Source organism: Pseudaeromonas sp. HNCC25DJ180, assembly GCF_055413345.1.
The window spans coordinates 97,513-112,167 of sequence record NZ_JBVAYF010000013.1 but is presented as its reverse complement, the minus strand read 5'-3'; the positions used below and the strand labels follow the sequence as shown (position 1 = coordinate 112,167).

The following is a 14,655-nucleotide window of genomic DNA, read 5'->3' as shown; positions in this document are numbered from 1 at the left end:
AGCGCAGTAAGATAGCGCAGTAAGGGAGTGAACTAGTATGCGGCTCGGATGCCACACCTCTTTTCCGGGATGGAACAACTTCCGTCACGTTGGGCGCCTGCTTGGCTTGGGCCTCTTGCTGTTGAGCTCGACCAGCTCAGCCATGTACACCAGTACTCATCCTGGCCGTTTTAAAAATGGCTATGTGCTGGCGCGCAGCGTGGTGTTGGATGCCAACAAGCAGCCGATCCTGGTGGAGTATGATGCCGAGGGTAAGGAGATACGCAAACTCTCCTTGAACGTGCCTACCTCCTCTGTCTATGTGATCCCGGCCAACGAGTACCGCTCTCAGCAGCAGGTGTTGCAGCAGTTCAAGCAGGAGCATGCCAATGATCTGGCTAAAGATGCGCAACTGCTGAGCCGGGCCCAGTTTGAGAAGGGCGAGTTTCTGGCTGCCGACAACAAGAGCAAGATCACGCAAAACACCCTGCCCCTGAATGTTAAAAGCGTGCTGGTGCGCTCCCAGGCCAACCGCATCCTGCTCGACCCCAATCAGTTGGTGTTGCTCACCTTCACTCTGGATCATACCCAGAACAATCTGGTGGTGGCTAACGATGCGGTCTCGCTGGTGGTTAATAGCCAGGGGCGGATCATAGAGCAGGGGCGTAATGCCATAGCTCCGCGTACCGGCTTTGTTGGCAATGGTGAAAACCCGAAAGCGGGCGGCATGATCACCCCAGGCAAAGACAAGCTCTATGGCCCCATGGCCGATACCTATGTCACCCTGACCAATCCGCCCTGGTTGGGGGCCGCCGTTACCAATAAGAACGGTCATTACAGTTTTGGCTATCGGTTGCCCCTTTGCCCCTTGGGCGGGTTTGAGTTTACGACCGATGTGTGGGCTCGCCTGAATTATCAAGGGTTTACGCCGCGTGGTTCGGCCGTCAGGCCCTATTACCTGCGCCACCCTGGTTATGACTACTGCATGGCGTCTTATGTTCCAGATGGCACACTGATTGGTGCCATGACAGATGTGGCGCTGATCGGTATCTATGCCTCCATGGCTATGCCCATGGTGCAGAGTAACTTCTATGTGGATGTGATGTTTCTCTCGGGCCAGATGAAACTGCGCAACCCGGATGGCTCTATCGTGCCGGTGAAGGAGAACACGGAGTACAACTACCAGGCTCCAGATCTGAAAGCCATCACCCAGACCCAGTATGACTTCGATCAGGATGGGCAACCCGATGTGAGCAAGTTGGGTAGCTTTAAAGAGGTTGAGGATAGCCAGAAGAAGAAGGTGACCCGCTTTGTTACCGAGTTAGCGGAAGGGGAGAAGCCTCAGTATCAAGGGGTCTATTTTAGCTCTCGCTCTGACAAGACTGGCGATCCCGATCTGCTGCGCGTGCCCGATACTGCCCAGTTGCAAACGGGTAATGGCTGGCTGAGCAGTATTAGCAAGGAGGATCTGAAAAATACCGATATCCTGGTGTTTCGCGACGCCACAGGCGAGCTGGTGTTAGAGCGCAAGGGGATCCGGGATACTGAGCTCAGAGATGTCGGTGTCAGCGATGATGCCCAGAGCATCTACTACCGTCTCATGCTGCGCGGCCCCAGAGACACGGGGCAGTCGGCCTATGCCATGGGGCAATCCTGGGAGAACTGGTCCAGTCACTACAAGCTGACAGCCCCCTACCAGAAGCGCAACGCCAACCATCTCAAGGCCGGAGAGTTTGTGACCGTGGTGGCCATCAACCGGGCCACTGGCTATATGGCCAGCCAGACGGTGCCGTTAAAGGCGGCGAGCGATAATAACAATCAGCTGTTGAATGTGCCGATCGGTGAGCTCTCGCTCATGCCGCCCAACCTCAAGATCTGGGCCGAGCGCAACTACAAGGTGCAGTCTGGGCTGACCAAGGATGAGAAGCGCCACTACCTGATTGGCAGTGAAGGGGCGGCCATGTCCAGCGATAGCGACGTGACCGTCTACAGTGAATGGTTGACGCAAGATGGCCGGGCTCTGCCTCTGGGGTTGGGTGCCGATCGGGGTGAGCAGTATGGCTTGACCGGGCGACTGGCCAAGGTGGTGGCTCCCGATATGTTGGCAGGGGTGGCCGATGGTGGTCTGGCTAACTTCCCCATTCCGCCCGGGCGCAGCACTCAGGTGGTCAAGGTGGCCGATAACCTCAGCAAGTCTGAGCACTACTATCTGCATGTATCCGGCACGGCCAAAGATGAGAACCCCTCCTTTGAGACAGGTGGGGCGAGCAAGGCGCCCTTAAACACGCGTCCGGCCAAGTTAACCCCTTTCATGACCCCCTTCTATGATGAAACCAATAGTTGGGTGGAGTACAACGCCTATCGGAAACTCAAGTCGGATTATTATCAGGCCGAGGATAAGAGCGGCGTGATCAAACCGCTCAAGCCCATAGCCGGTTATGGCTGGCAATACAGACCCGAGTACCAGTTCAGCCGCTACGATCTGCAGATGAAGCAGATCAAGGCTTCGGCGGTAGAGAGTGGCGGCACACGGGTTCCCAACATGCTGGATCAGACTACCCCTGCGCTCACTTCGCTGGATGATCTGGTGGAGCTCTTCTACTCCCTCAATGTTCCCAAAAACCCGCGTCTGAGCAATCTGGATAATGGCCAGGATCTGGTCTTTGCTCTGGGTGAGAGCGAGGTGAAGGCCAATCTCAAGGCTGATGGCAGCGTCAGTTTTGACAAGCAATCTTTGGCCCATCTGACCTCGTTGCAGCCCGAGGATTTTCTCACTCTGCGCCTTTACACCAACCAGGATGCGGGGAACGTGCTCTGGGAATATGCCTTCGAATACCTGGCGGTTCATACCCGCAAAGAGGGTTTCGACATGGAGGATGACGATGGCACCACCTATGTCAGTGCCGATGATCCCATGGTGCCCCTGCAATCAATTCTGGTGGGTTATGCCGAGCGCGATCCCAAGTTTAAGAAGCCGGTGAAGGTGGTTTGGCAAGCCAGCATTGGGTACTTCGACAACATGAGCCAGGAGTACAAGGATCTGGGGATCTTCCCCGCCGATCTGCACCTGCCGAACATAGCCGGAACACGCAGTGTGGTGCGGCTGACACTGGGGGATAGCTCGGAGACGACGGCGAAACTGGCTCCCTTCGTGGTCATACCGGGTAAACCGGCCGTCATGACCCCCAAGGTGGTGGGCGAGGAGATCTACATCGAGGGGCATAAGTCACTCGAGTTATCGGTCGAGGTGCGCGATGCACACGGCAATCTGGTGGCGGACGGTACACCCGTCTCCTTCACTCTGGATGGCCAGGCGACCTTTGCATCTCAAGATCTGGCCACCAAGGGCGGTATGGCCAAGGCGGTGATCCGTGGAGTCGCCATGCCCTCGGCGGAGAATAGCGTCACCGTAAAAGTGGGCTCGTTGAGCTACAACCACCCCTTTGTGGTCAAGCCCCTTCACCCTGAATTCATCTCTGTGCCCTTAGAGTTCCAACCCGAAGAGCAGCACGATATTCATGTTCGAGTCACAGATGATCACGGCGAACTGGTGCCCAATGTGGCGGTGAACTTCAGCGCCAGCTTTGGTCGTTTTGGCTCCGAAATCACCATGACAGGCAGCGATGGTATTGCGACAGGCCATTTCCACACCGGCTATGCGCCCATCAAGGATGGGAAAGTTATGGCGCGGGTGGGCTTGGTGCCCGCTACCTATAAGAAGACGACGGTCAAGCCCAAGGATAAGGCCGTGGATATGGGCATGGCGACCCTGATAGGGGATGCCACCGAGCGCGGACAGGCCCAATACCAGCGTTATGATGGCCTCAACATGCAGTTGCAGTATGAGGCCGAGGCGCCCATCAAGGTCAATACCGAAAAGGATCGACGCTATACCCTGCAGTTGGGGTCGTTGGCGGAGCCGAATCTGGCGCCGCTTGCGGCCTATTACATGAATGATCTGGATAGTGATGCCGAAGGCAATGCGCTGGCCATAGAGGAGACGGGCCTGCATGGCGGCAAGAGTCTGCTGGTCACCAAGATCCAGGACGATCCATCCGGGGTCGGTAACAGCTATGGCTTTAACCGTCTGGCCGGTAAGGACAGCGAAGGCAATCCTATCTCCAGTTGGATCAGGGTGCCAGCCAGCGCGGCCCTGCGACCAGAAAAGAGCCTGGGTTTCCGCCTGGATATCAAACCCCAGGAGTTGGGGGGGACGCTCTTCACGCTGGGGGGCTCCCACAGCCTGCAGTTGGGTGAGGATGGCAAGCTGCTCTTCACCGTCTACACAGATGAGGGGCCCTTAACCCTAACCAGCGCCCCCATCACGCCGGGCAAGTGGCATACCGTGGCGGGTCGCTACCTCAAGGGGCAGTTGGAGCTGGAGGTCGATGGCGTAGCCAGCACCCCGGTCAGTGGTGGCCAGGCACTAAGCTATACCGTGACCGAAACAGGTATCGAGATAGGCCGTGGTGTCACGGGCTATCTCAACAGCCTGCGCTTCTATGACTGGGGGTCGGTGCCGCTTATCACCTTCAGTGATGGGTCGCTGACGCAACATCTGGTGGGCGATGGCGCGGAGCACGCCTTGCTGATCAAGAGCTCGGGGCAGCTCAACAGTTTGCAGGCCGACAGCCAGCTGCGCATGCTTAAACTGGTATTGATCGCCCGACACGAAGGCGATAAACCCGAGCAGTACCGCCACTTTGTCGGTGTACTCAGCAAGGACTTCTATGCCGAGGTGATGGGTCACTATTATGAAAATAATAAAAGCGACTCTTTGCCGCCTATCGACATCAGCCGACTCAATAACCCCGCCGTGCCCTTTATGTCGGTGGCCTATGCAGGAGGCTTGACAGATTGGGTCGTAGATGGGGCCTTCGAAGCGGCCAAGCTGGTGCTGGGCTCTATCATCCCCTATGAAGATTTTGTCGGGCTTTGGAACCAGCTCAATTACTGGATGGATGATGACAAGCGCTTTGACCCCATGGAGCTGGCCTTCAACGCCTTGGGTGTAGTTTCCGTGGTGCCGGTATTAAAACCGCTCAAGCTGATCTTGCGGCCACTCAAGAAGTTCTTGGTTCCGCTACGCAAATCCAAGTTTATCCGCTCCATGGGCTCGATTGTGGGCAAGCTGGCCGATGAGGCCCTGCATGGCAAATATGACAAGTTTATTGATCTGATGCCCATGCTGATCACCGCCTATGAAATGGCCTCGGATGAGGAGGCGCGCAAGGGTTTGATGACCATGGCCGATGCCATCAGCAGTGCCGACGACTTCTACGCTTGGGTGGATTTCTTAAAGCTCCCGGCCGATGGTTGGGATGGCGATGTGATCCCCCCCTTGAATCTGGCTAATAACCCATCTCCCCAGAACTCTTTTGGTTCGGTGATAAGTCAGGCATATGCAAATGGCCTGGGTCGTAGAAAGGTGGATGGGAAGGCATTAGGGAAATTGATTAAGCAGCTAAAGGAACAGATTGCGAATGCTCAAGGGCAAGAGCTGACAGCTTTAATTCGTGTTATAGGGAAAGATATTCGTTCTGCTAATAATGCGGACATGAGAAAAATGAGGAAGTTGATTTTTAATGTGACTTTTTTAAAGTCAACTCTTTCAGTGCTGAAACATGGTGGTGTAAAAAGGGTTTCAAATTTATTGCGAGCCAAAAAAGGCGTAATGAGGATGCCTGCAATAATTCCAATTGCAGCTGTTGCTTATTTGGAAAGTCGAATGACAGATGGGCCGTGCACATTGCCTGGTTGTAAACCTATAACAGACTCTTTATTGCGTAAAAACATTCGTACCTTGTATGGTATGGCATTGGGTGATTACATGCTTGGTGAGAGTAATCACATGAATGGCGCAAATCAAATTGCTTCTTTGTTCCAGTTGGTAATGGTTGCATACAAACAGTTGTCACATGAAGTATTGAACACTGGTGCATTGCTGGCAGTCGAGAAATCGTATTTTGTTCAGTTTTACACTCCGACAGCTTCCGGGTTAAAACCGGCAGGTAAACCAATAGAGCGTCGAGTCGATATTGTAGTGGAGTCTACCCAAGAAAATGACAAACCAATATTTGTAGAGGTTAAATCATTGAAGACTCCTATTCGGTTGACTTCTTGGAAACCATGGGCGTATGGTGCTAATTTTAGTGCCAACTCTGTAGATGAAGAAGAAGTGAAAGAAAAGACAACTTATGGTCGCCAATGGGTTCTTGATCGTGTCGCCGCAACGGATAATAAGTTAAAAGCTGATGTCGCAAAAGATAGGGCACCTAAGATGCTTGCGTCTCGTTTTGAATGGTGGTTGCAATATTTTAATTCTCAAGGCAAAGATGCGAAAGGTAAGGTTACACAGGGGCAGCGCAGTTATTCTAAGGCGGAATGGGAAAAACTTCGTAATGAGCTGACGCCAAATTTCAGTACGCTAACAGCGGAAAATGTTGCAAGTTATGGGTATGCCAAAAAGAATAAGTTGAGTCAGCTAAAGGAAAAAGAGTTTGAAATTTCTGTTCGACGTGGTTGCTTAATCAAGCCATTTAGTGTCAAGACTTTTATGTTTAAAGACCCTGCTATACGAAATGCAATTTTCAGTGGTATTGCTAACGAGCTGCTGGATGTTTTTTTCAGTGATGAACAGGATATGGATGTGGAGTTTAACTCAGAATGTTGACAGCTTTTAATATCTCAGATTGGGCTGTGGATAACGCTGAATGGATGCAAGAGCGAAAGCTCAAGTGGTCATTGTTGCAGGAAAAATTACTTTTATCAGAAGTGGTTAAAATTAAGCATGCTCCTGTCTTTCTTGATTTTTATTTGAATGGCGTTTTGGATTTAGACGGGTTTTATTTTGCGCAGGGTTCATCACTCATGCTGATGCTTTTGCATCCAAAGCAAAGTTTAGATAATTTTCGTCGTATTTATGACGCAATTGATTCCATCCCAGATATGGCGCTGTCTATAGAGCATTACCTTAACTTTTCAAGAATAAATCATTATGCAGCACAAAGAGAGTTGTATGGTGAGAAAGTGTATGATGCTTTTGGGGTGCAAGGTATCTTTGACGGACAGGATGGGATCTATGCACAGGTCTTTTGGGGGGATAGTTGCGAAATTACTCCAAAAGTTGATGTTGTCACTGGACGAACCTATCCTTATATCGATGATGTGAAAGGCTTTTTTTCTTCTTATTTATGGCCATCTGCATTTTTCATGTTGGGTATCACTCAGTATCGTTATGCTAGAGAACAGTATCAAGCGGAATATTGGTATTGCTCTATCAAACACAACAATAAGTCTTTTATTCAAACCAAAGATGCGATGACTGTATTCTTTCAGTCTATTTATTATTTTGATAAATTGGCTACTGACGATGGTGTTTGTGGTAGGAAACAGTTGGCCGAGGAACTGAAGTTAATATTGGACACAAGGGAGTTTCCTCCGCGGGTTAAGGAGCTTTGGGAAAAGACCAAGCAAATTGAAACTCAAAGTTTTGACTTGTTAAATAGCTATCGTTCGGATTATGGATTGCCAATGCTTATTTTGTAGAACCGTTGGGTCGCGTCTATTAGGCCCAATGTTTACCGGTAAATTGATATCTGTACGTAGGAATGTATAAAAATGCTAATGGAGTTTGATAAGGCTGACTGGCCCGTTGAGGACAAAGAGTGGCTAAAAGACCGCAAGGAGCAGTGGCGTGCTCTGGAGCAGGCCATGCGCTGTCTACAATATAAACGCAAACATATCGTGCTATTCAAAGACTATTTTATCAAGGGAAGATGGACTGGGGTGATTATTGTGCTTGTTCAGGGGCTATATCTGGTGCAGGCTTATTTTGGTTAATGCGGATGCACCCCAGGCAGGAACTCGCCACGTTGAGGAATATATTGCTTTCCTGCACCGAACGATACAAATTTGATGATTGCTGGAAGGCCTTTGATCTATGGTATAGTGCCTCGGTAAGAGCAGCCCAGGGCGATGTCTACTTGGAGTTGGGGCAGGATGGGACATTCGGTGGCAAGGATCAACTCTATGCCGAACTATTTTATGGCTCGGAATATCCTCCGCCATTGCCGCTGGATCGTGATGGAAACCCCCTCCCCAATCCGGTGTCTGCAGATGGTATGTATGTATGGATTATGCGGGCTAGTTATTTTTTTATGCTAGGGGTTACTCGTTATCAGTATGCTTTAGCGCAATATATGGCTGAGTACTGGTATAGCCTTCTCCCTTTGGTCAAATACTTTACGCCCGACTCGGACAAAGATTACGTCGTTCGATTTCTACAATCTGTTTACTATTTTGATGAATTGGCCATTCCAGATGAATTGCCAGCAAGACGGCAATTAGCTATGCAGTTTTTAGAAATATTGGAGAATCGCCCGCTACCGGAGAAACTGCAAGTTCTGTGGCAGAGGGTCAAATCATCAGAGGGCCGTGACTTTTCAAAGTTAAAAGAGAATAGAGATTTTTGGTATAACGAAACTGGTTTGCCTGCCGGTTCTTCATAGGCGGTTAATTATGTATGCTACATTTTTTATAAAATTTCCTGATGCAAATAGCCTGAGCACATGTCTCTATTATCTGGATCCTGATTCTACCCTGCCATTTAGTGATGAAGTGGACACAGATACCGCTGAGCTTATCGAGTGGGCCGAAGAGCTAACAACGCTGGATTATTCTGATACCTCAAGCCAGGATGCGGCTTATGTCGGATTCTCGTTGAGTGATAGCGATTGGGAGTATGAGCTTGACCAGTTAGTGGATTTCTTTGCGCACTTTTCTGTCGAGCGAGTATTCGTCTATTTCGATGATCAAGAAGAGCAGATCCTAGTTAAAGAAGCTACGCCACAAGGTTGGCAAATACGCTATTGCTATGGTGAAGATCCGCAACTGGATGATGAACTTTCAGCATTCCCGGATACAGCTGAGGGCTGGCACCAAGGCCTGGCCCATGTGCTGGCCAAGTTTAGCTGACAGCGGTTTAGATCACGCCGCTGTGTAGTGACGTAGCCATAAGGAGTGCTCATTTTTTTCTGGAAACCACGGTTCGCCAGGGTGGCTGACTAGGCCCCAGATGGGCGCGGTGATAGGCTCTTTGTCACCCATTCACGCAGCTGCAATTCATGCCTATGCCCTTTTCTCGGCTCTTTTCTCCGCACTCGGCGATGACTCAGGCCGGTCGGAGTGTCGTCTTTCAATCTTTCCGTACCCACGATGTACCCGAGTGGATGAGCCTTTGCATGAACACGGTGCGGGAGTGGGCGAGCTTTCATGGTTTTGATTACCGCTTCGTCGATGATGAGTTTTTCAATTATGCCCCCGAGTGGTTTCGCATCAAGGCGGCGGAGCATCTTAACCTCATCACGGATATGGCGCGGCTGAAGCTGGCCAGTGAACTCTTGGCCGAGGGGTATGAGCACGCTGTTTGGGTCGATGCCGATGTGCTGATCATGGATAAGGAGGGGTTTCAATTACCGAAACAGGATCCCTACTATTTTTGCCGAGAGATGTTTTTGCTTGGCTACAACGGTGAGCTGAAGATTGGCAAGAAGGTGACCAACTCCATTTGTGGTTTTAGGCAAGGCAATCCGCTGCTGGAGTTTTTGATCCATGCCGGGCAGGAGGTTGTGAATAAACGCGAAGGGCTCGGTCATGCCGCCATAGGTACCGAGCTGTTAACCGGCCTGAATCAACATCTTCCTTTGCCCCAGATCGATGATTTGATTTTGACCAGCCCCTTGCTGCTCTGGGGTATAGATAGTCGTAATGAACGAGTCTTGCGTTATTTCGCCGAACAGGTGGCGGTGCCGGTACGTGCGGCCAACCTGTGTGCCTACTTCCGCAATAAGCAGTTCAATCGTCTGCTGGTCACGGATGAGCTCTTTAGCCGGGTATGTGATGCGCTGCTGGCCAACAAGGGGGCTGTGATCAATCACTATTTGCCCGCCGATATGGCTTGAGGATGAAAGAGCTGATGGGTGCCCACATAGTCTTAGCCTGGGAGATGGGCAGCGAGTTGGGGCATTTGGCCAACTTCTCTGCCCTGGCACAAGGCCTGCTGGCGCGGGGGCACAGGGTGACACTGGTGCTGAAGGATCTCTCCCGCGCCGAGCGCTTTGTCGCGGGCATGCCCGTGACGCTGCTGCAGGGGCCGGGGGTGCCGCGCCAGATGGGCTCGGCAGGCCAGGTTCGTTCCCTGGCCGCCATTTTGAGCCGCCACAGCTTTCAATCCTTCGATACGCTCTGGAGCTGTGCCTATAGCTGGCGCACGCTCTTTACCTTGTTGCAGCCCGATCTGGTGGTGCTGGATTATGCTCCCACGGCCCAGTTGGCCTTGCGTGGTCTGGGCATTCCAACCCTGCTCACCGGGTTTGCCTTTGGTGCTCCACCTTGCGATGCCCCGCTACGGGATCTCTCACCTTGGTTGGGGGCGCAGGATGCGGCCAAGAGTCACGCGGAGCAGGAGCAAGTGTTGAGCCTGGCTAATCAATGGCTGCAGGAGCAGGGGGAACCGCCCCTTCGGGCGCTCAGTGAGCTCTTTGCCGCGGATCGGCTCGCCTTAACGCAGTTGCCTGAGCTGGATCCTGACGCCAGACTCAGAGGGGAGGAGTATGTGGGGCCGCTGCAGCCTGCGCAAGGGGGGCAGAGAGTCACTTGGCTGACGCCTGCCCGGCGCCGGGTGCTCTGTTATCTCAAACCCGGCGTGCCCTTGACGCCTCTACTGCTGGCCGAGCTGGCTCGTCAGCAATGCGAGGTGGAGTGTTTCTATCCGGCACCCTTGCCCGAGGCCTGGCTGGCGTGGCTCACCCCGACTTTTCGAATTCACGCTCAGTTGCTGGATCTGCCCCAGGCCATGGCTGGCGCCGATCTGGTGGTCTGTCATGGTGGCATAGGTACAGTAAGCTCCGCCCTGTTGGCCGCGTGCCCCATGCTGCTGGTGCCTCTGCATACCGAGCAGAGGGGGAACGCCGAGCAGGTGGTGGCCTTGGGGGCGGGTCTCTATCTGAGTTCAGAGAGTGATGAGGGGGCGATCACCCATGCCCTGGATCGTTTGTGGCAGGAGGCCAATTTTGCTCACGCGGCGCGGGAGATAGCCCAGCGCCATGCCGGAGGACTGGGTGGGGTAGGGCGTCTGGTCGAGTGGTGTGAGAGGCTCCTTGGCGAGACGCCATCATGAGTCGGATCTTACTGGCATGGGAGCAGGGCAAAGGCTTGGGCCATCTTTATTCGCTGGCTGGTTTGGCGCGGGCCTTGGTTGCGCAGGGGCATGAGGTCACGCTGGTCAGTCGGGAGCTCTCTGCGTGCCGAGCTCTGTTGGCAGGAACGGCTATTCAGCTGCTGATGGCACCGCACTGGAGTCGGCAGGGCAAGTGGCCGACGCCCGCCCGCAATCTGGCCGAACTCCTGTTGCGGCGGGGTTACCACGATAAGGCTTCTCTTGCGCCCATGGTAGCGGCGTGGCGAGCCATTTTTGACCTGGTGGCCCCCGATCTGCTGGTGCTCGACTATGCCCCCACCGCCGCGTTGGCGGCTCGGGGACGTTCTATTCCCACCCTCATTTTCAGCAACAGCTATTGCATACCGATGGCGGGCTTGCCGCTGCGGGATTATACCCCCTGGTTGCCTGCCGAGCCGGAGCGAATGCGGCGCAGTGAGGCCCATCTGCTTACTGTCTGTAACCAGCTCGCTACCCAGGAGTTGACCCACGCCTCCGAGCTATTTGCTGCCGATGCCGTGCAACACCTGGATTACCCCCTGTTCGATGTGGAGGCCGCCAGACGGCCCAATGCCTGCTATCTAGGGTATGCCACGACAGGGAGTGAACCCGTTTGCCTGCCAAAGTCAGAACCACTCCATTGGGTGAGTCGAGCGCCCAGAGTCTTTGCCTATCTGGATCTGAACGTGCAGGGATGCGACCCCCTGTTGGCGGCTCTGGCGCGTAGTGGGGTCGATCTTTGGTGCAGGGTGGCGACCGGGCAGGAGAGCCGGGCTCAACAACTGCTGGGTAGCCGGGGACGAGTGTTGACCCAGATGGTGGATTTTCCCACCCTGCTGCAGCAGGCGGTATTACTGGTCTGTAATGGCAATCTTGGCGCCGTCTGCCAGAGTTTGTTGGCGGGCTGTCCCATGTTGTTACTACCCGGGCATCTGGAGCATAGGCATAACGCCGAGCAGATCGTCAAATTGGGGGCCGGTCTGCTGCTCTCCTCGACCCTGAGTGCAACGCAGATGGAAGAGCAGTTGCTGTTGCTGCTCAATAGCGGCAGTTTTCGCCAGGCGGCTGAACGAGGAGGGCAATTGCTGGCACAGCAAGGAAGCAAAGATCCCAGGGGCCAGCTGCTCGGCTGCTGTCAGCGCTTGCTGGACCGCGGTTAAATAGCCGTTTGGCACATCGAGCCGTTACTTCCTGGGTGTTGTGAGCCTATTTATCGCTACTGTTAATGACACATGGCGCTTATATCTATTATCCTGCGGCGTTGAGTCAGTTCTTGGGGTTTAGGAAAAGCTATGTGGAAAATAGTAGTCTGCTTATCACTCTTTTTGGTGGCCTGTTCGAGTACGCAGCAGGTTAAAACCAGTAAACCCACACCTAAACCTCAGCTCAAGAGCACACTGCTTCCTGCTTCTCTGGTAGGTGAAGATCGCCGCCAGCATGAGGCGTTGCAAGCCTTCATGCGTTCTTGTTCGCGTCTGGGGAGTGACTGGCAACCTCTGTGCTGGCGTGCCAGCACCACAGCGCAAACTCCTGCCGCGGCCCAGCGTTTTTTCCAGGAGAATTTTGCCCAGTATCGCTTGGACAGTGGCACTGGCTTGTTGACGGGCTATATGGAGGCACAGCTGCACTGCAGCCGAACCCCGACGGCGCGCCTTGATTACCCGGTTTACGCACCACCCGGTGATCTACGCAAGGGGGTGGCTTATCTGACTCGTCAGCAGATTGAGACTGCCCCTACACCGGCGTTGCGCCGAGAGGTTCTGCTCTATTGTGACAAGTTTGATGCCTTTGTGTTGGGGATACAGGGTTCAGGCCGGGTGGTGTTACCCGATGGCTCGACCGTCAAATTGACTTATGCTGATAAAAACAATCGGGCTTATACCTCGGTTGGTCGTGTGCTGATCGATGCCGGTGAGGTTTCTCGCGAAGAGATGAGCATGCAGGCCATCAAACGTTGGGTGCTGAGCAATCCGGATCGGGTCGATTGGCTGCTGCAGCAAAATGCCTCCTACGTTTTCTATCATCTGGATCAGCGCAGCGACAATCCTGTGGGTCCACCGGGTGCCATGGCGCTGCGCGAAGGTTTGACTCCCTATCGCAGTGTGGCCGTGGACTCACGCCACATACCGTTGGGGACTCCGCTCCTCATTCACAGCAGTTGGCCGGATCAGACCCCCTTCTCGCGCTTGGTGATTGCCCAGGACAAGGGGGGGGCCATCAAGGGAAGGGTGCGCGCCGATCTGTTCTTGGGGCATGGCGACCTGGCGGATGAGCTAGCTGGGCGTCTGCAGTCACCGCTGGATGTTCGGGTGTTGTGGCCCAAGCAGTGGCCTGCGCCTAGCCGGGAATGGATCCGTATCGGCAGTTAACGCCTTGGTAACGGTTGCCGCTACTTCTTGTGCTCATGCTTATGTTCAAGCAGCGGCTTGAAGCGTTCATAGATGAGGTCCCGCTCTTCGGGCGGTAGAAGATAGAAGTACTGGGTAAACAGGCGCAGTAATTGGGACTTATTGAGTCCATCACTCTCTGCGATCAAGGCCAGATGATCTATGCTCTCCATGCTCATGGAGTAGGTGGCTTTCTTGAATATGGCCTTGGCCTCCTTGCTTAGGGGGGGGAGTTCTGGCAGTGGGATCGGCTGTTCCGGGGGAAGGGAACGTTCTGGGCTCACAAATCTGGGATGCCCCAAGGCATAGAGCTCCGCATCATTGATGAATTCATCAATGGTGACGTGGGGGGCAGGGCCCGGCTCTTTGAGCTTTTTCTTTTTCAGATCTGAAAGCCCCATACTGGCTCCGGATTACAGGTTAAGAAATTCTTTGGCGATCACCCGAATCTCTTCGGCTGCCTTCCCGCCGGGTTCGATTTCCATCACCGACAATCCCTTCTCTTCGCTATCATCGTAGACATTCCTGCTGTAGATAATGGCATTGAGCACATCGACGCAGAAGGATTGGCACACCTCTTTGGCTTCCAATATTCGTTTGGCCTGGTTGGGTAGCGAGGGGCATTGAGTCATCACCACGGCCGCCTTCAAGGAGGGATTGACCATCTTGCAGGTGCTGATGATGTCCTCCATATGGGGTAGAGTCTTTAGATCCCGCCGTTTGGGGCGCAGGGGGATGAGGGCATGGGAGGCGACGGACATGGAGGAGCGCAGGGCCCGGTTATCTTGCCCGCCACAGTCCACCACCACGAAATCATAACGACTCTTCAGGCTCAGCAGATCCTCCCGAATGTTGCCATACAACTGTACGCAGTTGATGGGGGCGAGCACATCGTTATCCTTACGCTCCTGGATCCAATCAGAGGTGGTGCGCTGAGGGTCGCAGTCGACGAGCAGCACTTCACCCTTATAGTTGGTCTTAAAATAGACCGCTAGATTTTGCGCTAGGCAGCTCTTGCCACTACCGCCTTTTTCCCCACCGACCAGAACAATCATAGAGCCACCTCAGTAC

Annotated in this window: 11 protein-coding genes; 9 read left to right on the top strand and 2 right to left on the bottom strand. The window is 53.5% G+C overall.

Annotated elements, in window-relative coordinates:
• Positions 1-37 precede the first annotated feature (37 nt).
• From ACZYTD_RS13195 to mltA, 9 genes are all read left to right on the top strand, one after another.
• Positions 38-6,652 carry a hypothetical protein gene (locus tag ACZYTD_RS13195; RefSeq protein ID WP_463892654.1) on the top strand — a complete coding sequence of 2,205 codons (6,615 nt, stop codon included), beginning with the start codon at positions 38-40 and terminating at the stop codon, positions 6,650-6,652.
• Positions 6,646-7,527, top strand: a complete 882-nt coding sequence (locus ACZYTD_RS13190; protein WP_463892653.1) for a hypothetical protein — start codon at positions 6,646-6,648, stop codon at positions 7,525-7,527. The genes ACZYTD_RS13195 and ACZYTD_RS13190 overlap by 7 nt, the downstream gene beginning before the upstream one ends.
• Positions 7,528-7,599: 72 nt before the next feature.
• Complete coding sequence (locus ACZYTD_RS13185) at positions 7,600-7,821, top strand: hypothetical protein (RefSeq protein ID WP_463892651.1); 222 nt, start codon at positions 7,600-7,602, stop codon at positions 7,819-7,821.
• 5 nt (positions 7,822-7,826) lie between these two features.
• Positions 7,827-8,489 (top strand): hypothetical protein, encoded by a 663-nt coding sequence (locus tag ACZYTD_RS13180; protein WP_463892650.1) that lies wholly within the window; start codon positions 7,827-7,829, stop codon positions 8,487-8,489.
• A gap of 10 nt (positions 8,490-8,499) precedes the next feature.
• Positions 8,500-8,955 (top strand): hypothetical protein, encoded by a 456-nt coding sequence (locus ACZYTD_RS13175; RefSeq protein ID WP_463892648.1) that lies wholly within the window; start codon positions 8,500-8,502, stop codon positions 8,953-8,955.
• Positions 8,956-9,221: 266 nt separating this feature from the next.
• Positions 9,222-9,941 carry a hypothetical protein gene (locus ACZYTD_RS13170; RefSeq protein ID WP_463892647.1) on the top strand — a complete coding sequence of 240 codons (720 nt, stop codon included), beginning with the start codon at positions 9,222-9,224 and terminating at the stop codon, positions 9,939-9,941.
• A gap of 2 nt (positions 9,942-9,943) precedes the next feature.
• Positions 9,944-11,158: a glycosyltransferase gene (locus tag ACZYTD_RS13165; RefSeq protein ID WP_463892646.1), complete on the top strand. Its 1,215-nt coding sequence runs from the start codon at positions 9,944-9,946 to the stop codon at positions 11,156-11,158.
• The gene (locus ACZYTD_RS13160; protein ID WP_463892645.1) at positions 11,155-12,357 is read left to right on the top strand and encodes a glycosyltransferase; all 1,203 of its coding nucleotides are present in this window, start codon (positions 11,155-11,157) and stop codon (positions 12,355-12,357) included. The genes ACZYTD_RS13165 and ACZYTD_RS13160 overlap by 4 nt, the downstream gene beginning before the upstream one ends.
• A 132-nt stretch (positions 12,358-12,489) precedes the next feature.
• Positions 12,490-13,566, top strand: a complete 1,077-nt coding sequence (gene mltA / locus ACZYTD_RS13155; protein ID WP_463892644.1) for a murein transglycosylase A — start codon at positions 12,490-12,492, stop codon at positions 13,564-13,566.
• A gap of 20 nt (positions 13,567-13,586) precedes the next feature.
• Here mltA and ACZYTD_RS13150 read toward each other — a convergent pair whose 3' ends face one another.
• Complete coding sequence (locus tag ACZYTD_RS13150) at positions 13,587-13,985, bottom strand: CopG family transcriptional regulator (protein ID WP_463892642.1); 399 nt, start codon at positions 13,983-13,985, stop codon at positions 13,587-13,589.
• A gap of 12 nt (positions 13,986-13,997) precedes the next feature.
• The gene (locus ACZYTD_RS13145) at positions 13,998-14,639 is read right to left on the bottom strand and encodes an AAA family ATPase (RefSeq protein WP_463892641.1); all 642 of its coding nucleotides are present in this window, start codon (positions 14,637-14,639) and stop codon (positions 13,998-14,000) included.
• Positions 14,640-14,655 lie beyond the last annotated feature (16 nt).